Origin of the sequence: Mucilaginibacter sp. OK268, assembly GCF_900103125.1 — a bacterium.
In the GTDB taxonomy this organism is placed as follows: Bacteria; Bacteroidota; Bacteroidia; order Sphingobacteriales; family Sphingobacteriaceae; genus Mucilaginibacter.
In genome coordinates this window covers 25,869-49,499 of record NZ_FNJV01000014.1, presented here as the reverse complement: position 1 = coordinate 49,499, position 23,631 = coordinate 25,869, and the positions used below count along the sequence as shown (strand labels likewise).

Genomic DNA, 23,631 nt, shown 5'->3' with positions numbered 1-23,631 from the left:
TACTTATCTATTCCCTCAACCTTCCCTGAACGACTTTTGTTTACCCAATTATATACTTGTTGATTATTAGCTGTAATGTAAAAACTTATCATACATTTGCAGCCCATCAAAACAGTGCGGGATGGAGCAGTTGGTAGCTCGTCGGGCTCATAACCCGAAGGTCGTAGGTTCGAGTCCTGCTCCCGCTACCGAATCGGACAACTTAGAAATATCTAAGTTTGTCCGATTTTTTTTTGTGCCTAACTTGCTGTTAATTAAATACATAAGCTGTGCTGCTTCGTTCACCCGGCCGGTTCGATAAGCATGTCCGTCAAAACACAGTTTTTCCGGGTATATCGAACCAATTATCGCCCTTCGTTTAGTAATATCCGACCGTTTGTAGATGATATCCAGGGCTTTAAACAGCTCAAGGGCTTTGTTAATACCTCCTTCCAAATCAAATGTTGATCGCCCGAAGCCTGTCAGTTTGGCTTCCAGGCTGAGCAGTTTCGTTTCGCATTCCAGTTTAATTGTCTTATAATCTGCGCTGTCAATCGCGTCGTCCAGTAACAGTTTTCGCGCTTTCGTTATGGTGTCGTTCTGCGCCTGAATCAGGCTGAGCAGTTCTTTTCGCTCATCTGACCTGGAACCGAGTTGTTGGCTATATACATCCCTTACAACCAACCTAAAAAGTTCTGCCATTCCCGGCTTGGGTATAAAGTTGTGTAACTCATTGATAAACCTATCATTTGCGACTTCAGCTTTATATCGGCTGCCACAGACAGCAATGCAATGATAATAGTAGTAATATTGATGCCTGCCCTTACTCGCGCTCCCGGTGAGCTGCTTACCACATTTAGGGCAAAGCAAGAATCCCCTCAATGGCAGGCTGTCTTCCGTCGTCATTTTAACAAGCCGTACGCGCTTCTTCCCGTTCAGGATGTCCTGCACCCTGTAAAACAAGCCCTCGCTTATGATAGGCTCATGTTGCCCCTGAACCAATTGCATTGGCTCGTCCCTGTACTCAGGAACAACGATCTTACCGCAGTAGATAGGATTCTTCAACAACGTATAAAAATTGCTTTTACTACAATATAATCCTTTCGTGTTTAGCTGCTGTCTGATCTGGTCTATGTGAATGTCGGTTGTCGCAATCTGTTCGAATGCCCATCTGATTAACTCCGCCTTCTGTTCAACAGGTACAATGGTTTTTCTGCCAGTCTCTGTGGTGCGGTTGATATACCCATAAGGGTCGGTCGTTAAATACCTTCCTTCCTTTCTCGCCCTGCGCATGCCGTAAAACGTATTTAATGCCCTCCGGTCGTTTTCAACTTCCGGTGCAGCAAGGTAAAAAGCAAGCATCATCTTGTTTTCAGGAATAGCAAGATCGAGCGGTTGCTCCACCGCCTGAGGATCAATGCCTAATTTCCTTAGAATGTTAATCATTTGGTAAGCATCGCCCGCATTACGGCTAAATCTATCCCATTTCGTGAAAAGCAACAGGTCTATTCCCTTGCTTCTTTCCTTCTTTAGTTTACCAAGCATATCTGTCCACGCTGGCCTGTTGAATGTCTTTGCTGAAAAATCTTCATAAATCACCTTGCGAACGGTTATATTCTGAATCCCGCAATATTTACGCAAGACCTCTTCCTGGCTGCGGATAGAATAACCTTTATCGGCTTGTTCATCTGTACTTACACGAACATATAGATCAGCTGTTTTCATAACGGTGCGAATTGGTATTAGTTTTATCGGGCAAATCATTAACCTCTTGATTTACAATCAATTTAGCTAAAAAATACATTAAATCCAAAATTTTTTCAACTTCTTTTTCAGTAACATTTACACCATTTTTTTCTAATATTTTAATGGCCTGACTGGTTGTTACTGTTCTTTTGTTTGAAGAATCGCTCTTCATCGTAATGTGATTTATTGATCCCTGTCATCGGTGGTCACTTAACGCCTGCAACAATTTCAGGCTTGTGCGCCGACAGATGATACAGTCGGGAACAATAAACGGCGCATTACAGAAACCTTACGGACCCGGCCGTATCATTATTCATGTAAGCACCTTGAAATTAGATAATCCAGATTTCAATGGTGGCCGGAATAACCGGCTAATGGTGCGGGTATTTCAACCCGCTAAAAAAAGGAAGCCGCCAGAGTTCAATTAAGCGGCTTCCTTAATTCGCTTAAAACACTCCGGTAACAGTCTTAGTAACCACTTTGGAGGCTACAGATGCCTGTCTGCCAAACGTAGATGCTGCCGAACTTATACCGGAAGTAGATACAACCCACGTTGATATACTAGGCACGGTGAACATGGCAATTGCGCCAATTAAAAAAGTGACGATCACGGTTCCGAAAGATAATATGCCATTAGATGCAAAAATGGCAAGCTCCGCCATTTTATTAGCGGTACCACTACCATGCAAAATACCCTGATACCGGCTGATCTCCACAGTCATAGCATATTGCTGTATGTACGCTGATAACCACATGATCAGGTAAGCTATCGCGCCATATAGATTTACGGAAATAAAGCGGGCAACCCAAGTCGTAAAACTATCTCTGAATGCCGGAAGAATACTGACCGCTATTGCAAAGGGGCCGAGTAGCACAAGTAAGCTGGAATAGAAAACCTGTATAAAAAACACGAAATAGGTGGCGATCCTTAATATCCATACCGCTATTAATTCCAAAAGCTGTGTAAGGAGTAATTGAAGGCTGATCTGAAGCCTTTGCTTCAATTCCAATATTGGACCTACAACAGTAGATATCCCTTGTTTAACCGTACTGGTCACCTGATCCCAGGCCTGACCATACCAGGTATCCGATTCCTTTTCCGCGACACTGGTCTGCGCTTGAAAATCATAAAGACTATCGACCATTTCTTTCATCAACTCGGCCCGTTTGACGCGGAGGTTGTCGGCTTCTACCTGCGCGGTTTGCCATTTGTCCTTCGCCTGATTTTCGACCAGCTCGCATGGGAACGCGACCATTCTTACAAAGACGTTCCACCATAGAATGATCATCGACAGACCGAAAGGGCGGAGTAAAGGCATAATTTCCATTTGCTTATCGCCGACCATCATTTCATAAGATCTGATCGCGAAAAAAATGATCATGAAAATGGCAGAAAGGGCTTTGGCATCATTTACAAAATCGACACCCTGGCCCCAGATCTGATCCCTAAGCCCGGTGAGCATTTGCATCATTCCGTCTTCGTACACTTCAGCACCCTGAAACATATCAAAGGCTTTGTTACTGCCGGTGCTATCCTGTGCAAAAGCCGTTAACCCGCAAATGATTATGATTAATAGCGTTAGCGTGAATTTTTTCATTAAATATTATTTTTAATTCAAAGCTTACCTGCCGAAAGGCAGGCAAGCGTCAGGGCGGTAACCGCCCTTTTAACCGGAATATGTTCCGATCAGGAGTCACAATGCTCCTTTTGATAAACGGGTTCGCCAGTAATAGCGCCATACCGGCTCATGTTCGCCTCTTTTTCGCTCCCGCTTGATTCGCCTGTACCAAAACAGTAAATAAACCGTCCACAGTATACCCGCTAACAGGAGATATTGAAAACGATAATTCGGGAGGCGGATAGCGGCTTCGATTGCTCCTGCGGAGATGATATTGGTCACCCAAAACCAGGTAAAAATGGCGATTTTTAGGAATCGCTTTTGCATTGTAGTGGAATTTAAAATACGTCGATCCTGTAATTACCTATTACAGGATATCATGATCGGAAGACATTCTCAGTATTTGACATGCCGCCTTCTTGTGGCATAGATGACAAACAATGCCCATAAGCCAAGTGCGATAAAAGCATGCGTAACAATGTCTTTGCCTGTGAATATTGCCGACCACATGAACATGGTCGAAGCAAATACCGTAAATAAAAAGAAAAGGAGCGTTTTCATAAACTTTAAATGAATTCCGTAAAATCAGTTAATTGCTGCAAGGCTAACGTGATGATTTCAGGAATCGTTAAATAAATCGCCAGAATGAATCTTCATATCTTCAATACCTTTTATGTGCCACTGCCAGTGACCTGTCCTTGACGGCCTCACTCAGCTGCACCCTGCATGCTTCGTGATGGCGGCACAATACAACAATACGGGCTTTTCGTAAAAGCACCTACTCGTTTGGGTTATAAATTATTACTATAGGTTATAGGAAATGTCACTTGAGCCTGTCAGCGACATTTTCATAATCCCTATATTTTATAAAATCAACTTGGCCGATTAAACACGACAAGCGAGCCGTTGTATGTGTGGGTAAGTTATCGTAAACTTTCACCCTTACTTAGTGAGGTAAAAAAGCCTCACCCTACGGCCGTACAAGCAGCCTCCAATATTTAAACACTATTCAACAATAAGATTTATACCAACTTTTGCGGCTTTAAAAGCAATCTTATCTTTTAATTGACCGTAACTCCAGTTTCTTAGTATGAACGGCTCGGCTTTAGCAGTTGCCTCTTTCTCTTGCTGATCAGTCAGTATAAGCGTGGCAGCACGGTGTTTTAAACAAAAGTCTATCAGCCGCCTGCTGTATACGTGCAGCTTATGATCTATATAATCTCTTTCTAAATGCAGATAATGTTCCAAAGGTTTGCGTTTGCGCTTCCTGCCATGACCGGAGCGATTAGCATTAACTGATGCCTGCACGCGGCTGCGGGCAGTTTGTATGGCAAGTCTCCGGTAAAGGAATTCCTCCTTGGTGCCGATGGAAAAACTAATCCGTCCAACTTTGACCAATAATGGAATTTCAAGCGAAAGTGACGCTTCAGCAATTACTTCTTCATTCAATAAATAAGTTTGCTGTTCCTGTACGAAAGTAGCCAGGAGATAAATTTTCTTTTGTTCAATTTTAAGAAAGCTTGTCGCCATCTTAAGTCTTGAGGTTGTAACTTGTTTAAACAGATCGCGCTTCTCATCAAAGCCATTTCCGAGATAGGTTTTAAACGGGATTCCGAACAAGGTAAAAGTGAAATTACCGGTTTCTATATTTTCGCTTAGTTGCCGGATGCATTCTGCGCTGAAAGGCAGTGTGATGGTTCGTTTAAAATTTTTAATCGAACGTTCACCCTCATAGTAAAGCGATCTTTCTTTGATAAAGGAAGCAACCAGCTGACTATTGAGGTTATTAAAAATATTGCTTGGTATCTGGCCTTTGAACTTGTTAGTGAGTATTTTGTAAGTTGAATTAGTTCGGGATGAAACCAGCATTCCATCTGAATCCTTGTTGTGATCCGTAAATTTAAGTCTTGTACCTTCGGCGAGATAAACCATCTCGGCGATCTGTTCCTGCAAAAAATGACGCGTGTAGATTAAGTTGGCGCATTTGAAACAGATGTTCTGCCATTTCATCAATTTGCCGATAGATTCGTAAACAAAATCCTTATCCGCGCTATTGACTAATAGCTGAACCTTTCTTGTGATATGCAGTGACTTTGCCATAGATCAGGCGCTTATGGATGTGTATAGTTTGGCGGGCTGATTTCGCCATTTGGCGGCGGTTGCTCTTTCTTTTTTTTGACAGCTCACCGCTTGCCAGGCTTTTACGTATTCCCTTCGAACGTAGGACACAGGCATTTTTAATTCCGTGGCTATTCGGTCAAAACTGTATTTAGAGATTGTTCGCAAATGATAAATTTGCTTTTGTTCATGGTTCAGGCCCTCAAACTCGTCCGGCCTGTTAATAGAAGTTAGCAGGGGCAGTTGATTTGGCTTATTGTTAGTACCCATCTTTTCCGGCGCTGAAACCAGTATCGTTTTTAATTTCGCCTTACATTTATCAAGTATCAGTGTTACTGTTGTAACTGACAGATTATAGCGAAGAGCGATTTGTTTATGGGTTAAGCCGCTTTTAAAATATAACTCAACAACCTCTTTTTCTTTACCATAAAAGATGTGCGAAATAGCAGTGCAGGTAGATTGTAAACGATTATCTTGAAAATCATCGTCAACTTCTTCATCGTTACGGAAAACCGCACTGGGCAATAAAATACTGTCGTAAGCCTCCAACGAATCCAGTTCGATCATCTGGCGATGAAAACGGCTCGTTTTACTACGGAAATAGGAATGGCAGCCCCATTTGATGTTTTGTTTAAGAAAGGCTACCGCATGACCTTTATCAGTAATAGTGTCTTTAAAATTCCATAAATTTAAATATGCATCTTGAACGATATTTTCAACTGCAAATTCATTTTTTGAAATTCTCAACCCATATAAAATTAATTTTTTGTGAATTGAATTAATAAATACCGTAAAGCTCGTTGAAGTGAGTTGAAAATTCATCTCTGCCATTTCTTCGATCTTCTTAAATGAATAAATGCTCATAAACACTCAATTAATAAAAGTAAAATTAATTAAAAGTGTATTTAAAAGCAACTATAAAATAAAAATAAGCAATTAAGATGTATAAATAAGCTATTTTATATAAAAATCGAGTTCGTAATTGCTGCTTATCTTGCAGTAAATAGTGATAAAAGCAATTAAAATGGCCGAGAAACGCAATTTCAATAGAATAAAAGCGGTATTAGCAGAAAGGGGGAAAACTAACATTTGGTTAGCTGAACAACTAGATCGCAACAAAACGACTGTATCTAAATGGTGTACTAACGACATTCAGCCTACTGTTGAATCGCTGTTTGAAATTGCGAAAGTATTAGAAGTTGATGTACGAACCCTGCTCGTTTCAAGCTTGGATTAGATATGTTATAACTGTTAGTAACATATCCCAGCCAAACCTGACAATTTTTTTTATTTTTTTAATTGAGGTCGCAGCATTGTATAATCACCATCTAACTAAGCATGTCCAAGCGAATTTTAGATTATATAACAGTATTACTGACGATCTTCGTAACGGTGTTGCTATGTAACTGTTGATCAATATCGCGTTAGAACAGCATAACTAACTATCTGACTACTTTTATTTCCATATACCTATACATCTTAGTAACAAACTATCATTATAACTTTATCACTCTGTAGTTTTATAAATCAATATCATACTATCAATCTCTTTATAACCTCTTATCAAATTCACAATGCTAAGGCATTAGAGGCATAGCAATATTGTTCATATGTTATAATGCTCCATCGTTATATAGAAACATGGTTATAATGCTCCATCGCTATACTGAAACATAGTTATAATGCTCCATCGTTACATTTTACCTTATTCATTTCATTAACGATCTGAACGGTTTTCATTGCTGTGTTCAATCACTTCCATTGAATTTACTCGATCAACCATAGAAAAGACGAGTTGCGAGTCTTTGACAATTCCCCCGGAGGGCAAGATACTTTTTGTCTTACAAAAAGACATCTTGCCGTTGAAGAATCAACGGAATTTTTGCTTATGTTTTTATACCATTTGATGCTCGAAGAAGGTGAAAAGGGTGGTGCTCGAAAATCTGCGAGGTGTGTTGGTTATACCAAAACATCATTTCCACTAATATACTACCAACGCACTGCTACTCCGCAAAGTTATCGACCGTTTGAAAAACAAACTTTGATAATTTAATCGCCTGCTTCCTTAGTCTATTTGTCAAGGAAGTCATTCTTCTTTACAATCTGAACGTACAGCAGCGGTGTTCTTTTCTGTTTTCTTTTTTTGATCCAGTACAGAAATTCATCACCGAAATCGAAAAACACCGGAGCGATACTATTCAGCCATGAGCGGTGTTTGTATTTCCAGCTAAATAGCCAGTACAGTTTCTGAGTTTTATCGTATTCATTGGAAACTTCCATTAGCTCATCATCCTGCATGCTGTATATCCTCACCGCCGGTCCGTGAGCGCGTAATTCTTCCTTTAAGTAAAAAAGCGCATGCTTCGCCAGTCTGTCAGGGAAAACGCCAAAGTTATAGCCAGCCAATAACGGGAGGCCGGATTGGGTATTGATTTTTCAAACGTAAATTGCTCTTTGAACCGTTGCGCATTTACTACCCAGATGATTTTTTTGTAAAATGAATTCCTGCTCTCGAGTTCTTCATTTGACAAAGGTGAATGTTGAAACTCAATGGTCAGTCCTTGGGGAGTATTAATATCGGCCCTGTGAAATTCACCCGATTCCTCATCGCGGAAAATCACCTCGCGCCATGCAGCTGGAAACTTATTTTGCCAATCGATGTGCCACTGGGTCATAGGTTCCCACCAGGGATCGCAGTCGATGCGGCGCTGATGCGCCCAGTGATGAATTTTCACACTGCCGCATTTGGCGATGAGTTTAGTGCCACAGCCAGGGCAACGCCTTTCAGGCCGGAAGCCGGCTCCCATATTTCTCCTTCAATTAGTGCATAACGTATCATATATTTAATCCTCCAGATTCGTAATAAAGAAGACCAGCAATCTTTAAATGCTTTAATTAAACAAAATTTCTCCTGTGAACTTAAAGACTTTCTACTATTTGATGTTATAAAAAAAGCAGTGACTGACCGGAGCTACAACACAGCTCTAATAGATAGCTTTTATAAAGATTGTAGTGACCTAGATTTCAAGACAGAAATCAAAAAAAACGTTGAAGTGATTTTACCTGGTAAAGAAACAATACTGTTTGCAAAGAATAGCAGTAAAATAACATGTGACGATTTAATAAAACAAAATAAGGGGAAAGTTATCTATATTGATTTTTGGGCAAGTTGGTGTGTGCCGTGTTTGCAACAAATGCCTTCGTCTTTTAAATTGCACCTCGATCTCGAAAATTTTCCTATTAGTTTTATTTACTTCTACATGGATAAATCGAATTCCTCTTGGGAAACAAAGGCTAATGCTTTAAAGCTAAATGAAAATAGCTTTTTGGTAACTAATAATTTCCAATCTACATAGTAAAAAGCTTTAATATTAAGACGATTCCAAGATACATTATCATTGATAAAACTGGAAAAGTTGTTTCTGTTAATGGCGGTTTACCGAGTCAACCATCAACCAAGTCCTACTTATTGAAATTATTAAAGTAATGGGAGCAGGATTGACTGCCAGTAACTTAATTATTGACTTGGTGCTATTAAAGAGACTGCTTTATAAAACAACAATAATAATAAATTAAATATAAAAGGAGTTGAATGAGGATTATCCATATTACAACCCATTAAGTTACATTAACCTTGCGGCTGAAATAATAAAACTATGCTGATATATGGCATTCCCTTTTTACCAACAACCTGACCTAATGGATTGTGGTCCTACCTGTTTACGAATGGTAGCCAAACATTATGGACGAAATTTTAAAATACAAACCCTTAGAAAACTTTGCGAAATAAGGAAGGTGTTTCCCTCTTGGGTATCAGCGATGTTGCGGAGAACATTGGATTTCGCTCAGTAGGTGTTAAATTAAATGCCGTTCAATTAAAAGAAGCCGAACTGCCTTTCTGTAGTGTATTTAATTTTTTCTCGACTGAACTTTTCAAACCCGCTACACGTTCCATTTAATATTACTGCAGATAATTACGAAAAATAAAATTGAGGAGCTATTGTATATAATTAATAAATTCTTTAGTTTTATTTGAGTTCTTAATTGTTTAAAAAACACTTAAAAAACAAAGCCTTTTAACCTAAACAATCACGTTATCATGAAACCTTTCCTTCCAGATATATTATAAGATTTAATCCCGACAACCTTGGTTGCATATTCAACTATGCTTCATGGAATAACTATGTCATAATCAGTCATTGATATAAGCAATCAATATTTAAAAACGCCCCCTGTTTTATTGCCAATTCCCTTTAAATATATAAAAATATAAATTATGAAAAAAGTAAGCTTAACCATTATCGCAATACTGTGTTTTGTACAATTATCCCATGCCCAATGGACAACTGCGGGTAATAATATCTATAACAGTAATACAGGAAACGTTGGTGTTGGAATCAACAGCGGCACGGCGAAGTTCGCCGTTTATCAATCTACCGCTTTGGGTAGCGTAGCCAAAAATAACCTGTTGCTGAGTTCTGTAGGAGGGGCAACTGCTAATAGTGTTCAAAATAATATATGGCTTGTCCGAAACGCGGCAGGCAGTGATTTTACAACCAGCAGGTTACATGATGGGATATCGATAGACGGCTCTTATATTACTCCTCAGACCGACACCCGGACCTGGTGGGAACGTGACCCGACATCGGATATACAATCCTGGGGAACAGCAGCAAGTACCTATTTAACCATTAAACAGGGTAACCTGGGTTTGGGAACAACGACACCGGCAGCTAAGCTGGATATCACGGTCAGTGCATCCAACTTTACCAATAATATCAAATTCGGTGACGCAACACCCGGTTATCTGGCCGCAGGAACAACGGGGATTTTTATGAGCAATAACGTTGGCAGCCCGGTATTTACGGTATTGCATACCGGTAATGTGGGTATCGGTCAAACTAATCCTCAAAACAAGCTGGATGTAAATGGCACAGTTCATTCTAAAGCTGTTACAATAGATTTGAATGGTTGGTCAGATTATGTATTCAAGAATGATTATCAATTACGGCCATTATCAGAAGTGAAAACATATATCGCCCAGTATCAGCATTTGCCCGAGATTCCATCGGAGCAGGAAATGATCAGAAACGGACTTAATGTGTCCGAGATAAATAAATTATTGATGAAAAAAGTGGAGGAGTTGACGCTGTATTTGATTGAACAACAGAAAGAGATTGATCAGTTAAAAGAACAAAAAAATAGTAACGCAGTCCTTAAAGATCAGTTAAACCAGTTAAAACAGCAAATGAATGTTTTAATAGAAAAAATGCTGAACAAAAAAAATTAAGTCGATTGATTTTCTAATTGAGTTCGAAACTTAAACCTATCCTAATTTTCATAATGAAAAACCTGATCATAGCAATAACGCTCCTTATATTATCAGTGCTAAAAATCAATGCACAAACTGTTGCTCCGGATCCGTCTGCCATACCAGCCGTACAGCCGGTAATGCCAGGATCGCCACAGACGGCGACCCTCGGAAAATTCGGAACATACGAAGTAACGATGTTTAATGGATTAACCAATATCTCCATTCCTATCTATACCATTAAAACCAATAAACTGGAGTTGCCTATTCAGCTAAAATATCACCCGTCAGGTATAAAGGTAACTGATGTTGCCACCTGGGTGGGATTGGAATGGGCGCTGGAAACGGGAGGGGTACTTCGAAGAACAGTTGCGGGGGCGCCGGATGAACTTCCGGTCGGCGGTTATCTTAGCAATACTATCGTTCCTTTTACAGAATTTGATACACTCACTGTTAATGATTATTTAAAGCTGGTCGCCTTTGACACTCAACAGATGCAGGATTGGGGTGGTTGGATAGGTTCCAACAACGATGGCCAGCCAGATATGTTTTCTTATTCACTGAATAGTTCAAATGGCAGTTTCTTTTTTAATAAGGATAAAACCACTACCACCACCATGCCATCCGATGCAGTCAAAATCGTTCCTAATATAGCATCCAATAAATTTGATATTATTGATGCCAAAGGTGTTTTATACCGGTTCGGTACATCATCATCAAATATAACCTGTTTTGAAAATACTACGATGACTTTGCGCGGCGGACTTCCGGTGAGGCCCACTACCGCCTGGATGTTAATGGAAATGATATCTGCAGATAAAACCGACACCATCAAGTTTCAATACACCGCGCATCAATACACCACCTTTTTTGATTATTCGGACCAAATAACTACCAGCGAGGGGTATAAGGAAAATGGCTCGACGCCTCCCAGCTTGTGGACTACTAAAACCCCGGCCCAGGCCGGAAATGAATATGCCGGTCAGGAACAAACTTTAAAAGAAATAGATTTTAAGAACGGGAAGGTCCTTTTCGATACTTCCATGGTGGCAAGGCAGGATTTCGCCTATTTAAGGTCGCTCAATAAAATCCGTGTCTTACGATATGATCCCTCATCCCGTTTATACCAGCCCCTGAAAAATGTTCAATTTTATTATAATTATTTTGATCCAGGGGGGGGAGGTACTGGTGTGTCAAAGAGGATGCGGTTAGATTCTGTGCAATTTCAGGATGCGTTAACCAATAAAGTTGAAGCCTATCGTTTCGCCTATAATACTTTTTCCCAATTACCAGGATATAGTTCTCGCAGCAGGGATTATTGGGGATATTACAATGGTCGTCCCAATACGGACCTGATCCCCAAAATGGCGGTAGTTCGGCAGCGTTTTACTGCTCTTCCTGGCGCGGGTGGCCTCGAGTCAGCGATAGCGTTTCCAGACACAGTAGGCTCAGCCAACCGTTACCCGGACCCTAATTATTCCAGGGCAAATATGTTAACCCGTATTTATTATCCAACAGGCGGATTTACCGAGTTTATATACGAAAATAACCAATATCAGGGAACGGATGGCTTATCAAAATTAGCAGGCGGCTTAAGGATCAGACAAATCACCAGTTTTGACCGGGACAATCATGTAGCCTTTACAAAAAGATACAAATACGGGTATAATGAAAATGGCTATGGAGCGCCTAATTTTACCATGCCAGCTTGCGTTACTTGTTTGCCCGTCCAGGGAAATTATATAACTAACTACAGCGAAAGTACTAATGCCGGCTATGCCTATTTAAATAGTGTATATGTATATAGTTCTAATGCTACAATTCCTCCTACTTCATTAAACGGATCCCCCGTTTCCTACCCCTATGTAACTGAATATATAGATTCATTGGGGAAAAGTGGAAAAAACGTATACCAATTTGAATATGTTGCAGACGCATTTGGCGTAAGTCCGGGGAAATTTTATCAATTTGTTAATGGACAATTGATGATCACCACCGTGCCGGTTCAAAATATCATTCCATTGTCTCCTCAATATTATATGCAAGATTATTCATGGAAGCGGGGAAAATTGGTTGAAAAAGATGTGTATGATAAGGACAACAATCTGAAATATAAATTAATAAATAATTACACCCTGATACGGGATACGACACTTTATCAGGTTGGTTTTCAAGCTTTTTATAAAATAAAGCCTTTGATTTACGAGCCAGGCACGTGGGGGAACCCGCAACAGTGTCCCCATTTCAGCTACAATATAGAAACCGGTTTGGAAAAGCTTACCAGCAGTCATGAATATGTTTATAACGATCCGGATACCAGTAAAAATGTACATACGTATAAAACGTTCTCCTACGATCCGAAAAACTTTGAAGTGTCAAAAAGCGTGTTTTATAATAGTGCAGGCGAAAAGTTGATCTCCAATTATACATACCCCTTAAATTATACCATAAATGGGGCTCCTAATACGGTTCTGGCCGCCGGCATTCAAAACCTGCAAAACAATCATATCATAACACCGGTAATAGAAACTTATGCACAAAAAACCAAGGCGGATGGGAGCAATTTGAGACCTGTGTATGCCGTACTTACTTCTTATAAATCAAACATCCCGTTGCCCGATACCGTATACCTCTGGAAATCTCTGGGCGTACCTTTTACACCAGCCACAATTACCGCCTCTGCCATAAGCAAAGATTTAAATTATGAGAAAAAAATAGTTTATGACAGTTATGCTGCAGGTAATATTACACAACAACATTTAGCAAACGGGAGCAATACGTCCTATGTCTGGGGATATAATAATGCCTATCCTATCGCTGAAATCAAAAACGCTGCCGTTAAAAATGTGTATTTTGAAAACTTTGAATCCGGCAACGGCAATAGTACAGCCGGAGATGGTAAAACAGGGTATTATAGTCATACCGGCGCTTTTAGTAAAACGCTAACTGGCCTGGATAATGGCAGTTATACGCTTTCCTGGTGGGAGAAATCCGGTTCGGCCTGGGTTTACAATACTACTACTGTTGCTGTTACAGGTCAAATATATACTATTTCCAAAAATACACAGATCGATGACCTATGCTTTTTTCCTGTTAATGCTCAAATGAGCACTGATACTTTTGACCCTCTGATAGGACCCAAAAGCTCATTGGATGCTAAAAGTCAGCTTACGTCTTTCGTATACGACGGTTATCAGAGATTAACGAGTATTAAAGATAAAGACGGAAATATCGTTAAAAATTATGCTTATAACTACACCAATCAATCTACTTTTGGCCAACAGCCCGGGTACGGTTATAATATTGAGACATCGGCAACATTCCAACGTGCATGCGGACCAGGCTATACAGGATCATTTTATGTTTATACGGTCCCTTATGGCAGGTATATTTCTATGCCTGGACTGGATGTGCAGACCCAGGTAGCGATGGATCTCGGCACCAACGGCCAAAATGCTGCCAATGCTAATGGCACTTGTACCGTTACACCAGCACCGGTGACTTTTCCACTGACCAATTCGACGGGCATAGCCGGTTTTACCGCGGTATTCAGCGATCAGGCAGGCAATAATACAACGTATAATTTCCCAACATCAGGTACGATAACCGTTCAGATACCCCAGGGAACTTATTCGATAAATATCGCACCAGCCCCAGGCAATTTCGCAGTGCACACGTTTCGATTGGGTTCCAGACCTCCGAGTACCGGAGTTGGCGGCGGTTTCAGCTCTGTTGTAATAAGCCCGAGTAGTACTGACAATAGTTTGAGTATTCAATAACATCGGCATTTAACGTACCTATCACAATTAAGGACAGTAATAATCAAATCTATGATTCGCTTCACTTATAAAATATTTTCAGCCTTCAGTCTTATGCTTTTGGCGGTCAGTACAGCGGCGCAAGCGCCCATCCAGGTCACTGCTCCCATGACAGGAACACCGGCAGCGGGTTCCTATTTCAGTTACAGCAACATTACTTTGAGCCCGAATTTTAGTTTTACGGCAGCTGCTGGCAGTAGTTTGAGTTTGTATATCGCTAACCCGGATTGTCAACTACTGGCAAACAGTTTTAGCCAGAATCAAAACTATATCGTAACCAGTGTACCGAGGGTCGGCGGCATGAAAACGGTGGGTTCAACACCGAACTCCGGAGATTTTGCAAACAGGACCAGCTGCGATCTGATGCAGTCCGTACAATATTTTGACGGCCTGGGCAGGCCTTTGCAGGCAGTACAGGTGAAAGGCTCCACGGCGAATAAAGACGTGGTGCAACCATTTGTTTATGACCAGTTCGGGCGGGAAGTACAGAAATACCTGCCTTATCCAGCACAAGGCACTGCTGACGGGAGTTATAAAAGTACGGCGACCAGCGACCAGAGTACATTTTATAATAGCCCGGCATCAGGTTCTGGAGTATCACAGATTACTGCTCCGTACGCTATCACTAACTTCGAGCCCTCTCCGCTGGACCGTATAGTGGAACAAGGAGCGCCAGGAGCGGTTTGGCAACCAGTAGCCAATAGTACCAGCGGCCATACGAATAAGCTGAATTATACAACCAATAATGTCACCGCGCTGACTGATGTGGCCAATAGTTATCTTGCCGCTTTGTATACCGTCACGATCAACAGCGACCAGAGCCGTGCCCTGAACCGGGCAAGCGGCGCCAATGGAAACTATGCTGCCGGCCAATTGTATGTAACGATCCGTAAAGATGAAAACTGGGTGAGCGGCAAAATTGGCACCTCGGAAGAATATAAAGATAAAGAAGGTCATGTGGTATTGAAACGGACGTTTAACCAGGTGGGCACAACAGTGCAGGTATTGTCCACCTATTATGTGTATGATGACCTGGGTAATCTGGCCTTTGTGTTACCACCAATCAGTGCTGCTGATGGAGGTATTCCGGCGCAAGCTACACTGGATAATGTGTGCTACCTGTATCAATATGATGAAAGGAACCGGCTGGTGCAAAAGAGACTGCCCGGCAAAGGCTGGGAATATATGATATATAACCTACTGGACCAGTTGATTTTCACGCAGGATGCCAACCAACGAAGTCAAACACCGCAGGTATGGAGTTTTATCAAATACGATGCTATGGGCCGGGTGGTGATGACCGGCACTGAAGGCGGGCATACCGAAACAAGACCTGCTTTACAGAGTTACGTAACTACCACACTGAAAAATACGAGCTCGGGTTTTACCGAATGGGAAACTCCCAATGCCTCAGGTACCCATGGCTATACCAATACCGCTTTTCCAACCGGCGCCGGCGTAGTAACGTTGATGGTCAATTATTATGATGATTATAACAATATGCCGAACCTGCCAACTGGCTACCAGGTAAGCAGCGGCGTGAGCACGATGACCAAAGGATTATTAACAGCAAGCAAGACCGCGGTGTTGAACACTCCTTCAAATTACCTTTGGAAAGTGCATTATTATGATGATTTGGGCAGGGAAATCCGGACTTATCAGCAGCATTACCTGGGGGGCACGGCGAACGCGTCTAACTTTGACGTAGTACTGACTTCTTATAATTTCAATAACCAGGATACCAGCACCAACCGTCGCCATTTTACCACGGCACTGATCGGTACACCCAAGCTAACGATAAACAATATTTACAGATACGATCATATGGGTCGTAAAATACAAACCTTCGAGCAGATCAACGGAGGCACAAATGTGCTGCTAAGCCAAACCGATTATAATGAGATCGGCCAGGTGCAGACGAAACACCTGCACGGTGCCTCGGGCGCAGCGCCATTCCTGCAAAATATCGCTTATACCTATAACGAACGGGGCTGGTTAAAAAGCAGCAACGCTCCTTTGTTTGCCATGCAGTTAACCTATAATAATGGCAATAACGCGCCCTTTAACGGCAATATCAGCAACCAGACCTGGCAGGTTCAGGGAGGGACAAGCAAAATGTATAATTATAGCTATGATGCGCTGAACCGGTTAAACGCGGGTATATACACCCCCTCCACGGAGAACTATAGTGAGCAGGGTATAGATTATGACCTTGTAGGCAACATTCAGCATTTAACCCGAGGGGCGCCTTCACTGCCCATGCCGCCAACCTATACGTATACCTATACGGGAAACCAGTTACAATCGGTCAGCGGGCTGACGACCGGCACTTACCAATATGATCCAAATGGCAACGTGAAATTTGATGCGCGGACCCAGAAAAACATCACCTATAATCTGCTGAACTTACCACAAAGTATAACCGCAACGGGTTTTAACCTGAGCTATACCTATGATGCAACGGGCCAAAAACTGCGAAAGAATAACGGAGCGACCACAACAGATTACATTGGAGGTATCCAGTATGAAAACGGCAACATCATCTTTATTCAAACGGAAGAAGGCCGGGCGATCAATAGTGGCGGTAGTTATTTGTATGAATACAGTCTAACGGATCATTTGGGTAATTCGCGCTTAAGCTTTGATCAGAACTCAGCTACGGCGATCAAGCAACAGGACGACTATTATCCATTCGGGATGGAGATATCGAGGGGCACTACGGTAAGTCCGAAGAATGAGTATCTTTATAATAAGAAAGAGTTGCAGGAAGAACTGGGGCAATACGATTATGGCGCGCGGTTCTATGATCCTGTAATTGGAAGATGGACGAGTGTTGATCCATTGTCTGAGCTTGATAGGCGTCTTTCTCCATATATTTACGGATTTGATGACCCTATGAGGTTTACTGATCCCGATGGAATGTGGCCGGATTGGTTAGACCATGCAATTGCATCGGCAAAACAATGGCTTGGCGCTCCGGCAGAAGAGAACTATGCAACCGCTGTATCTCAAGTTGCAGGGGCTGCTTATGGTACGGGACAACTCCCTGTACCTGCAACCAATGGTCAGGCCTTGCTGATGAATTTAGGGCAAGCGGGATATCAAATGGCGGCATCTATGCCTGGTACTTTAAAGGTGCGGACAAATGTTCCTGCACCTGAGGTTCCTGAGATTGCAACGGTACCAAAAACTTCGGCACATACGGAACCTGAAACACCTCAAGGCGGAGCCTATAAAGACCTTTCGGTAGGGACAGATGAGCAGCGGCATCATTTGGTAGCTGATGCCGTCAGTCCTGTCAGTAAGAAAGCGGGACCATCGATAGTTATGAAGACCGTCGATCATCGCCAGACCGGAAGCTGGGGTAACTCAAAAGAATCGCAAGCCTTCCAGGCCCGGCAATTTGAGTTACTTGCAAAAGGTGATTTCGAGGGGGCTATGAACTTAGGTATTAACGATGTTAGAGCTAAATTTGGGACACAATATGACCCCGCTATACAGCAAGCGCAAGCATACACAGATAAGTTAAATAAGACAAAAACAACAGCAATTAAACAATAAATATGGATTACACAATAACACCATATGAGTCCCTCGGAAATATCTCTTTGGGGCTACATAGAAATGAAATCAGAGAACTCCTAAAAGAACCTTATACTGAATTTTATAGAAGTGAATCTTCAAAAGCACCAATTGATTTCTATGTAGATTTAGGACTTCTTATCAATTATGAAGAAAATTTTCTGTGTGAGGCCATAGAGATAGTGAAGCCGGCAAATCCGATTTTGTTTACTATTGAGCTGTTAAACTTGCCTTATGCATCAGTTGAAGAACAAATTGCAGACTGGGATGATGGGTTGAAGATTATGTCTACAGGCTTTACGTCTTATAAATTTGGCGTAGGAGTGTATGCCCCAAACAGAGATGACTCTCCGAATGAAATTAGCGAATCGGTAATTGTATTTAAGAAAGGCTATTACGATTAGTGCTCAGATCGCAGCGGCACCCGTGGGTAGATTTTTAATGAGAATAAAGAGAACTGTTATTTAGAAGAATGGAGGCGGAGTTAAAAACTTACCGTTTTTTGCTATAAATATAAAAGGCCTAACTATTCAATCTATAGGAGCAAGTAGGCCAATATGCCCGTCATGCGTCACTAATATTAATAGTCTTGGAATAATACCACAGATCCATCTCAAGCAGGTTCCTTTCAGGCATTAATGCTAATGGGTAAAGATATGACAGGGGGATCCGGCGGGAGAATATTTGGGCATCCATCCGGAGCAGAGCTGCCCACGACCAACGGAGGGCAAGTTAATCCCATAACTGATTTAGCCCATGAAATGTTCCATGGGCGTGATGCTAACAGAGGGTTACTAATTGATAAATGGCATTAAAACAAGCGAGTGGCAGGCTGTCTTTAGAAGAATATTTTACGAGGCGAGCTAGGTGCCCCTCTTAGGACTCATTATATTGACCCATTGGGCAATTATATAGGAGGTGCGGGGCCGAGTATGCTTACTCCAACAAATAAACCTATTTTTCCTTATCCATTGAATTAATGTTTCCTTAAATATGAAAATTGCAATTTACGTAATACTGTTTTCTTTTATTGGTTCGATGTACCCCGAAAAATTCACTTCTGAAAACCTGCTACATCGAACCGCTAAAGTTGATTAGTGATTTCAACTTATCTTACAGATTAACAATAGGTTACGAGTAAAAAAAAGATAGACAAGCGACCGTAAAACGTGCTTGCCCATTGTGCCTCCCCAGGCCTCGAATCTCTCTTAAATGGTAGAGAATATTTGTAAATCCTGTACCAAGCGGTTCGATAATAGTCCTGCTCCCGCTACCTAAGCCGCTTTACTTTTCGTAAAGCGGCTTTTTTTATTAAAGACTATTTCTTTATTTCATAATGCAACTCCACTATTCCATTTTTGTAAGCTGTCGCGTCTTTCAGGTGCAATGTTTGTTCTTGCCCAATATGATCAAAAAACAGTTTTCCTTCACCTAAAATAATGGGTATAATGGAGACCCTTATTTCATCTGCCAGCTTTAAACGGATCAGGTCTTTGGCCAGTATAGCGCCTCCGGCCATCCAAACATTCCTGTAGTTTGGTTTTAACCGTTCATTCACAAGATTATTCAGATCCCCCGAATAAAATTCGACGTTCTGTCCATCAACCGGCAAATTTCTATGCGTTAATACGATGACCGGGACGTCCCCATAAACCCATCCGTAAGATTTTGAAAGTTTTAGCGCGTGCTCGTACGTATGGGAACCCATCACATAACAATCTATAGATTTCAGGAATTCCACCATATCCTGTTCTGTCAGCGTAACTCCTTTCTCATAGGAATCAACGGTCTCGAACCATGAAATGCTATTGTCATTTTTCGCGATAAATCCGTCAAGGCTTGAAACCATGTGGATGGTTAATTTGAATGCGTTATTCTCCATTGTGGTAAGCATTGTTAGGGTGTTGCCGGTGCTGTTAAAGCAATATAAATAAAAGCGAAGTACGCCAGAAATTAAACCGGCGTTTTGCTCATTTGCTGATCGGGAGGGTTAATTGTCAAATCTTATTACTGAATTTGGCGCAGGATGCTCTTGGTGTACTAATGTCGGTGCTGAGTTTGGTACAGGTGCCCAGGGCATTTTTCCAAAGGTGTTTAAATCAGGATAGGCGCCTAAAAGCGTAAAATGGTCAAACTCAAATGGGATCCCCTCGGCCCCCAATGGAGAGTTTTCCAGGGCTATATGAAGATGTAAATGAGGCCCGGTTGTTTGTCCCGTAAAACCTAAAGAAGCGATCACTTCCCCTTTTTTAACCTTTTGACCAGGCTTAACTTTTATACTTCCGGGTTTCAGATGCTCGTAAAACACAAATTGATTGTTCCCTATCTTGATGGATACATAATTACCCGTTGCGTTCTCGGGTGGTGGGGATTGGTATTTAGAAATAGTTGCACTCTCCAGGAAATCATTTTTAATCGAGGCTATAACACCATCGCTTACCGCCAGAACATCACTGCCGTAACCATACCAGTTGCGGATGGTATCTTCATTATTGTCAGTATACCTGCCTTTGTTATCCAGCTTTATAAAATCAACAGCAAACCGACCGGGAAGCCGGGCAGTTCCATTTACGGTATAAAATACGCGGCGATGCCCGGTTAACCATGATGGTTCATAAATAGCAGCCCATGGGCCACTGCGTACCGGAGGACCGATGATCAATGGAGCTTTCGGCACTATTTCTATCCAGGCTCCTTTTGCCGAAACGGGTGTTGCTTTTTTTTCAGTGATCAGATCAAATCCAAGCTGATGAACTAAATGCATCCCGGTATTTCTGACCGGTAAATTAAGCTCCAGGTAAATCACATCAAGTGAGCCCGGCGGTAATATCAGGTTATCAGCTTTGGAGGATGACCCTACCCTTTTTAGACGGCCTTTTAAATTAGTTTCATCAACATTGAAAATAACGGAAGAGTCGGTGGCGTTTAATACACTAAGGGTTTTTAATCTCAGCGAATCCTTTGCGAAATTGGTTATGTGGAGCTCATAGTAAATGATTGGCTTGCCATTAATAACCGTTAGTGCCGAAACAAAAGGTACGTGCATATCAACAGTGGTTTGATATTGTTGAGCATTGCTTTTTCCCAGCGATAACATAACCGCAATGGCAGTCCAAAGGATATATTTATTTTTTGCAGGCATTTAAGTACAGTAATTGTTGATATTAAAATTAGCATAATTAAAACGATGCTCTCAAACATTTTCAACCGGTATACCTGGATATTCAACTACAGAGGTACAGAAATTATAAATTGATGCTAAATAAATATTGATCAGGGTGCAACGTATTTGATAAGAAGGTGGTCTTATGTAAGAAGTAAACCAATATCAAATCATATGAAAACATACTTTTTACTATTTGCCCTTGCCTGTAGTACAACTGTTACTATGGCACAGGATGATAGCAGAACACCATATCTTACCAAATCATTAAGCAGCGATGCTATTAACCGGGTTATGGTAAATACCTCGGCCGGTGGCATTTTAGTTAGCGGCAGAAGCGGCGAAGCTGCGCGGGTGGAAGTTTACATTAAGGGTAATAATGGGCGTGAACTTTCAAAAGGCGAGATCAAAAAGCGTCTTGACGAAGATTATGACCTGAGTGTTTCGGTTTCAGGGCACGAGGTTCGTGCCATTGCAAAAAACAAACATAATTTTTCTGATTGGAAAAGACAGATGAGCATATCATTCAAAATATATGTTCCTGAACAAACATCTACAGATCTTAAAACCAGTGGTGGTGGTATCAGCTTGGATAATTTAAAAGGGAATGAAAGTTTTACTACCAGTGGGGGAGGTTTGAATATTGACAGACTGAGCGGCATAGTTCGGGGTGAAACCAGCGGTGGTGGCATACACGTTTCCAATTCCGGTAACGATATCAACCTGGAAACTAGTGGTGGCGGAATTGTTGCCAAAAACTGCACGGGTAAAATCAAATTGGAAACATCCGGCGGCGGCTTGCAGTTGGATAACCTGAACGGTAATATCAACGCGAATACCAGCGGCGGCGGTGTGCAGGGTAACAATATAACCGGCGAGCTGATCACCAGTACCTCTGGTGGCGGTATCGACTTAAGACAAATGGATTGCAGCTTAAGTGCATCGACCAGTGCGGGCAGCCTGCATGCGCAAATGAAAAGGGTTGGTAAATATTTAAAACTGGATGTAAGTTCCGGAAATATAGATCTGGAGCTGCCAGTAAAACAGGGACTTAACCTTGATTTGAGAGCTGACCGGATTAACACTGGAAAAATAAATGGGTTTAACGGCGAGTGGGAAAAAGATCATGTACGGGGAACAGTGAATGGCGGTGGTGCATCTGTTAGTGCCGATGCTTCAAGCGGAAATGTGAATGTGAAGTTTAATTAATACATTTTTAAAATAATACCGTAATAAAGGCGGTTCCCGACATCCGGGAGCCGCCTTTATTATTTAAAAGTTTATTGTACAACTGTTTTTAATGTAAGGTAAAACCACCTGTTGAATTTTAAACCGCACAGTATTAGCTTTTTAAATATTATAATACTTAGCTGATTAAACCAACTAATATTATCGTTGTCATACTCCCGATTTATAAACAAAAATTAACCTTCAACCACAATTTTATGTACAAAAAACTACTACTGGTAGTATTATCAGTTATTACTCTTCAAGCGGCTAAGGCACAAACAGAAAAAGGCAATCAACAATTAGGAGCAACATTTGGTTTCTCAACCTCAACCTCCAATAGCCAAAGCTATTTGAGTTATAATAATACCTATACCGGAAATGTAAAAGGCAAAACAACATCCTATTCTATATTTCCAAGTTATAGCTATTTTATTGCTGACAAGTTAGATCTTGCTGTTGGTTTAGGGTACGGTTATAATCATATGACCAATAATCCTAATGATAATAATTCCAACAGCGACAGTAGAAACTACTTTGGTACCATTTCTTTACGAAAGTATTTTTTATTCGATAATAAAATAGGCATCCGTACCGGGCCATACTTTACTTATCAAAAAACCAAAAATTCCTATGCGTATTCAAGTAATAGTGCAAGCTATAGCTCTGATAATTATGGCGGAGGCTTAGGTATGGACTTTGTTTATTACCCGGCAAAAAATATAGGTCTTGCAGCAGGTTTAGCCAATTTGAATTATACACACTCAAAAAACAAAGGAGATACGCTTGGCTCATCTGATAATTTTAATCTAAGTTTTGTTAATAACCTTCAACTATCCGTTTATTACGTATTCGGGAAATAATTAAATCCTAAAACCAAACCACAATTAGGCCTTAGATCGATGAGATTTAGGGCTTTTTTGTTTTCTGGATGGCGAAAAGAGTATAAAATTATTTATAAAAAACAAATTAAAAACTCGATTTTATATCTACAATTTATTGATAATGAGTATATTGAAAAATAAAATATTTATATTTTAAATAAATAAATATGACGCTGATTATAGG

General features: G+C 41.1%; 19 protein-coding genes and 1 tRNA gene. 9 read left to right on the top strand and 11 right to left on the bottom strand.

Annotated features, from left to right (window positions below; all coding sequences use genetic code 11):
• Positions 1-115: 115 nt before the first annotated feature.
• Positions 116-188, top strand: a tRNA-Met gene (locus BLR84_RS28505).
• Here BLR84_RS28505 and BLR84_RS28500 read toward each other — a convergent pair.
• The 7 genes from BLR84_RS28500 to BLR84_RS28470 form a co-directional block, all read right to left on the bottom strand.
• On the bottom strand, positions 148-1,704 hold the full coding sequence (locus tag BLR84_RS28500) for a recombinase family protein (RefSeq protein WP_090473736.1): 1,557 nt from the start codon (positions 1,702-1,704) through the stop codon (positions 148-150). The two genes, BLR84_RS28505 and BLR84_RS28500, sit on opposite strands and share 41 nt — an antisense overlap.
• Positions 1,691-1,897, bottom strand: a complete 207-nt coding sequence (locus tag BLR84_RS28495; protein WP_090473663.1) for a hypothetical protein — start codon at positions 1,895-1,897, stop codon at positions 1,691-1,693. Before BLR84_RS28495 ends, BLR84_RS28500 begins: the two co-directional genes overlap by 14 nt.
• A 274-nt stretch (positions 1,898-2,171) precedes the next feature.
• Complete coding sequence (locus BLR84_RS28485; protein WP_090473661.1) at positions 2,172-3,323, bottom strand: plasmid transfer protein; 1,152 nt, start codon at positions 3,321-3,323, stop codon at positions 2,172-2,174.
• 96 nt (positions 3,324-3,419) lie between these two features.
• The gene (locus BLR84_RS28480) at positions 3,420-3,671 is read right to left on the bottom strand and encodes a hypothetical protein (RefSeq protein ID WP_090473660.1); all 252 of its coding nucleotides are present in this window, start codon (positions 3,669-3,671) and stop codon (positions 3,420-3,422) included.
• Between the two features lie 69 nt (positions 3,672-3,740).
• Complete coding sequence (locus BLR84_RS30185) at positions 3,741-3,905, bottom strand: hypothetical protein (protein ID WP_157543887.1); 165 nt, start codon at positions 3,903-3,905, stop codon at positions 3,741-3,743.
• Positions 3,906-4,349: 444 nt separating this feature from the next.
• A complete protein-coding gene (locus tag BLR84_RS28475; protein ID WP_090473659.1) occupies positions 4,350-5,444 on the bottom strand; it encodes a hypothetical protein in 1,095 nt (364 codons plus the stop codon).
• 3 nt (positions 5,445-5,447) lie between these two features.
• A complete protein-coding gene (locus tag BLR84_RS28470; RefSeq protein ID WP_090473658.1) occupies positions 5,448-6,326 on the bottom strand; it encodes a sigma-70 family RNA polymerase sigma factor in 879 nt (292 codons plus the stop codon).
• A 160-nt stretch (positions 6,327-6,486) separates the two neighbouring features.
• Between BLR84_RS28470 and BLR84_RS28465 the strand changes: the two genes are divergently transcribed.
• On the top strand, positions 6,487-6,699 hold the full coding sequence (locus tag BLR84_RS28465) for a helix-turn-helix transcriptional regulator (protein WP_090473657.1): 213 nt from the start codon (positions 6,487-6,489) through the stop codon (positions 6,697-6,699).
• 833 nt (positions 6,700-7,532) lie between these two features.
• On the opposite strand, the gene BLR84_RS28460 is transcribed toward BLR84_RS28465, so the two are convergent.
• Together BLR84_RS28460 and BLR84_RS28455 are read right to left on the bottom strand one after the other, a co-directional pair.
• Positions 7,533-7,760, bottom strand: a complete 228-nt coding sequence (locus BLR84_RS28460; RefSeq protein WP_090473656.1) for a hypothetical protein — start codon at positions 7,758-7,760, stop codon at positions 7,533-7,535.
• A 44-nt stretch (positions 7,761-7,804) separates the two neighbouring features.
• A complete protein-coding gene (locus BLR84_RS28455) occupies positions 7,805-8,269 on the bottom strand; it encodes a competence protein CoiA (protein WP_090473655.1) in 465 nt (154 codons plus the stop codon).
• Positions 8,270-9,128: 859 nt separating this feature from the next.
• Between BLR84_RS28455 and BLR84_RS30470 the strand changes: the two genes are divergently transcribed.
• From BLR84_RS30470 to BLR84_RS28425, 5 genes are all read left to right on the top strand, one after another.
• The gene (locus BLR84_RS30470; RefSeq protein ID WP_369829208.1) at positions 9,129-9,314 is read left to right on the top strand and encodes a cysteine peptidase family C39 domain-containing protein; all 186 of its coding nucleotides are present in this window, start codon (positions 9,129-9,131) and stop codon (positions 9,312-9,314) included.
• Between the two features lie 424 nt (positions 9,315-9,738).
• On the top strand, positions 9,739-10,752 hold the full coding sequence (locus BLR84_RS28440) for a hypothetical protein (protein WP_090473653.1): 1,014 nt from the start codon (positions 9,739-9,741) through the stop codon (positions 10,750-10,752).
• A 53-nt stretch (positions 10,753-10,805) separates the two neighbouring features.
• A complete protein-coding gene (locus BLR84_RS28435; RefSeq protein ID WP_090473652.1) occupies positions 10,806-14,552 on the top strand; it encodes a DUF5977 domain-containing protein in 3,747 nt (1,248 codons plus the stop codon).
• Between the two features lie 51 nt (positions 14,553-14,603).
• A complete protein-coding gene (locus tag BLR84_RS28430; protein WP_090473651.1) occupies positions 14,604-18,152 on the top strand; it encodes a DUF6443 domain-containing protein in 3,549 nt (1,182 codons plus the stop codon).
• A gap of 2 nt (positions 18,153-18,154) precedes the next feature.
• Positions 18,155-18,577 (top strand): hypothetical protein, encoded by a 423-nt coding sequence (locus BLR84_RS28425; RefSeq protein WP_090473650.1) that lies wholly within the window; start codon positions 18,155-18,157, stop codon positions 18,575-18,577.
• 914 nt (positions 18,578-19,491) lie between these two features.
• On the opposite strand, the gene BLR84_RS28420 is transcribed toward BLR84_RS28425, so the two are convergent.
• Positions 19,492-20,055 carry a dihydrofolate reductase family protein gene (locus BLR84_RS28420; protein WP_090473735.1) on the bottom strand — a complete coding sequence of 188 codons (564 nt, stop codon included), beginning with the start codon at positions 20,053-20,055 and terminating at the stop codon, positions 19,492-19,494.
• Positions 20,056-20,163: 108 nt separating this feature from the next.
• Positions 20,164-21,315 carry a M23 family metallopeptidase gene (locus BLR84_RS28415; protein WP_090473649.1) on the bottom strand — a complete coding sequence of 384 codons (1,152 nt, stop codon included), beginning with the start codon at positions 21,313-21,315 and terminating at the stop codon, positions 20,164-20,166.
• A gap of 195 nt (positions 21,316-21,510) precedes the next feature.
• Between BLR84_RS28415 and BLR84_RS28410 the strand changes: the two genes are divergently transcribed.
• Both BLR84_RS28410 and BLR84_RS28405 read left to right on the top strand, forming a co-directional pair.
• Positions 21,511-22,545, top strand: a complete 1,035-nt coding sequence (locus BLR84_RS28410; protein WP_090473648.1) for a DUF4097 family beta strand repeat-containing protein — start codon at positions 21,511-21,513, stop codon at positions 22,543-22,545.
• Positions 22,546-22,781: 236 nt separating this feature from the next.
• Complete coding sequence (locus tag BLR84_RS28405; protein ID WP_090473647.1) at positions 22,782-23,426, top strand: outer membrane beta-barrel protein; 645 nt, start codon at positions 22,782-22,784, stop codon at positions 23,424-23,426.
• Positions 23,427-23,631: the final 205 nt, after the last annotated feature.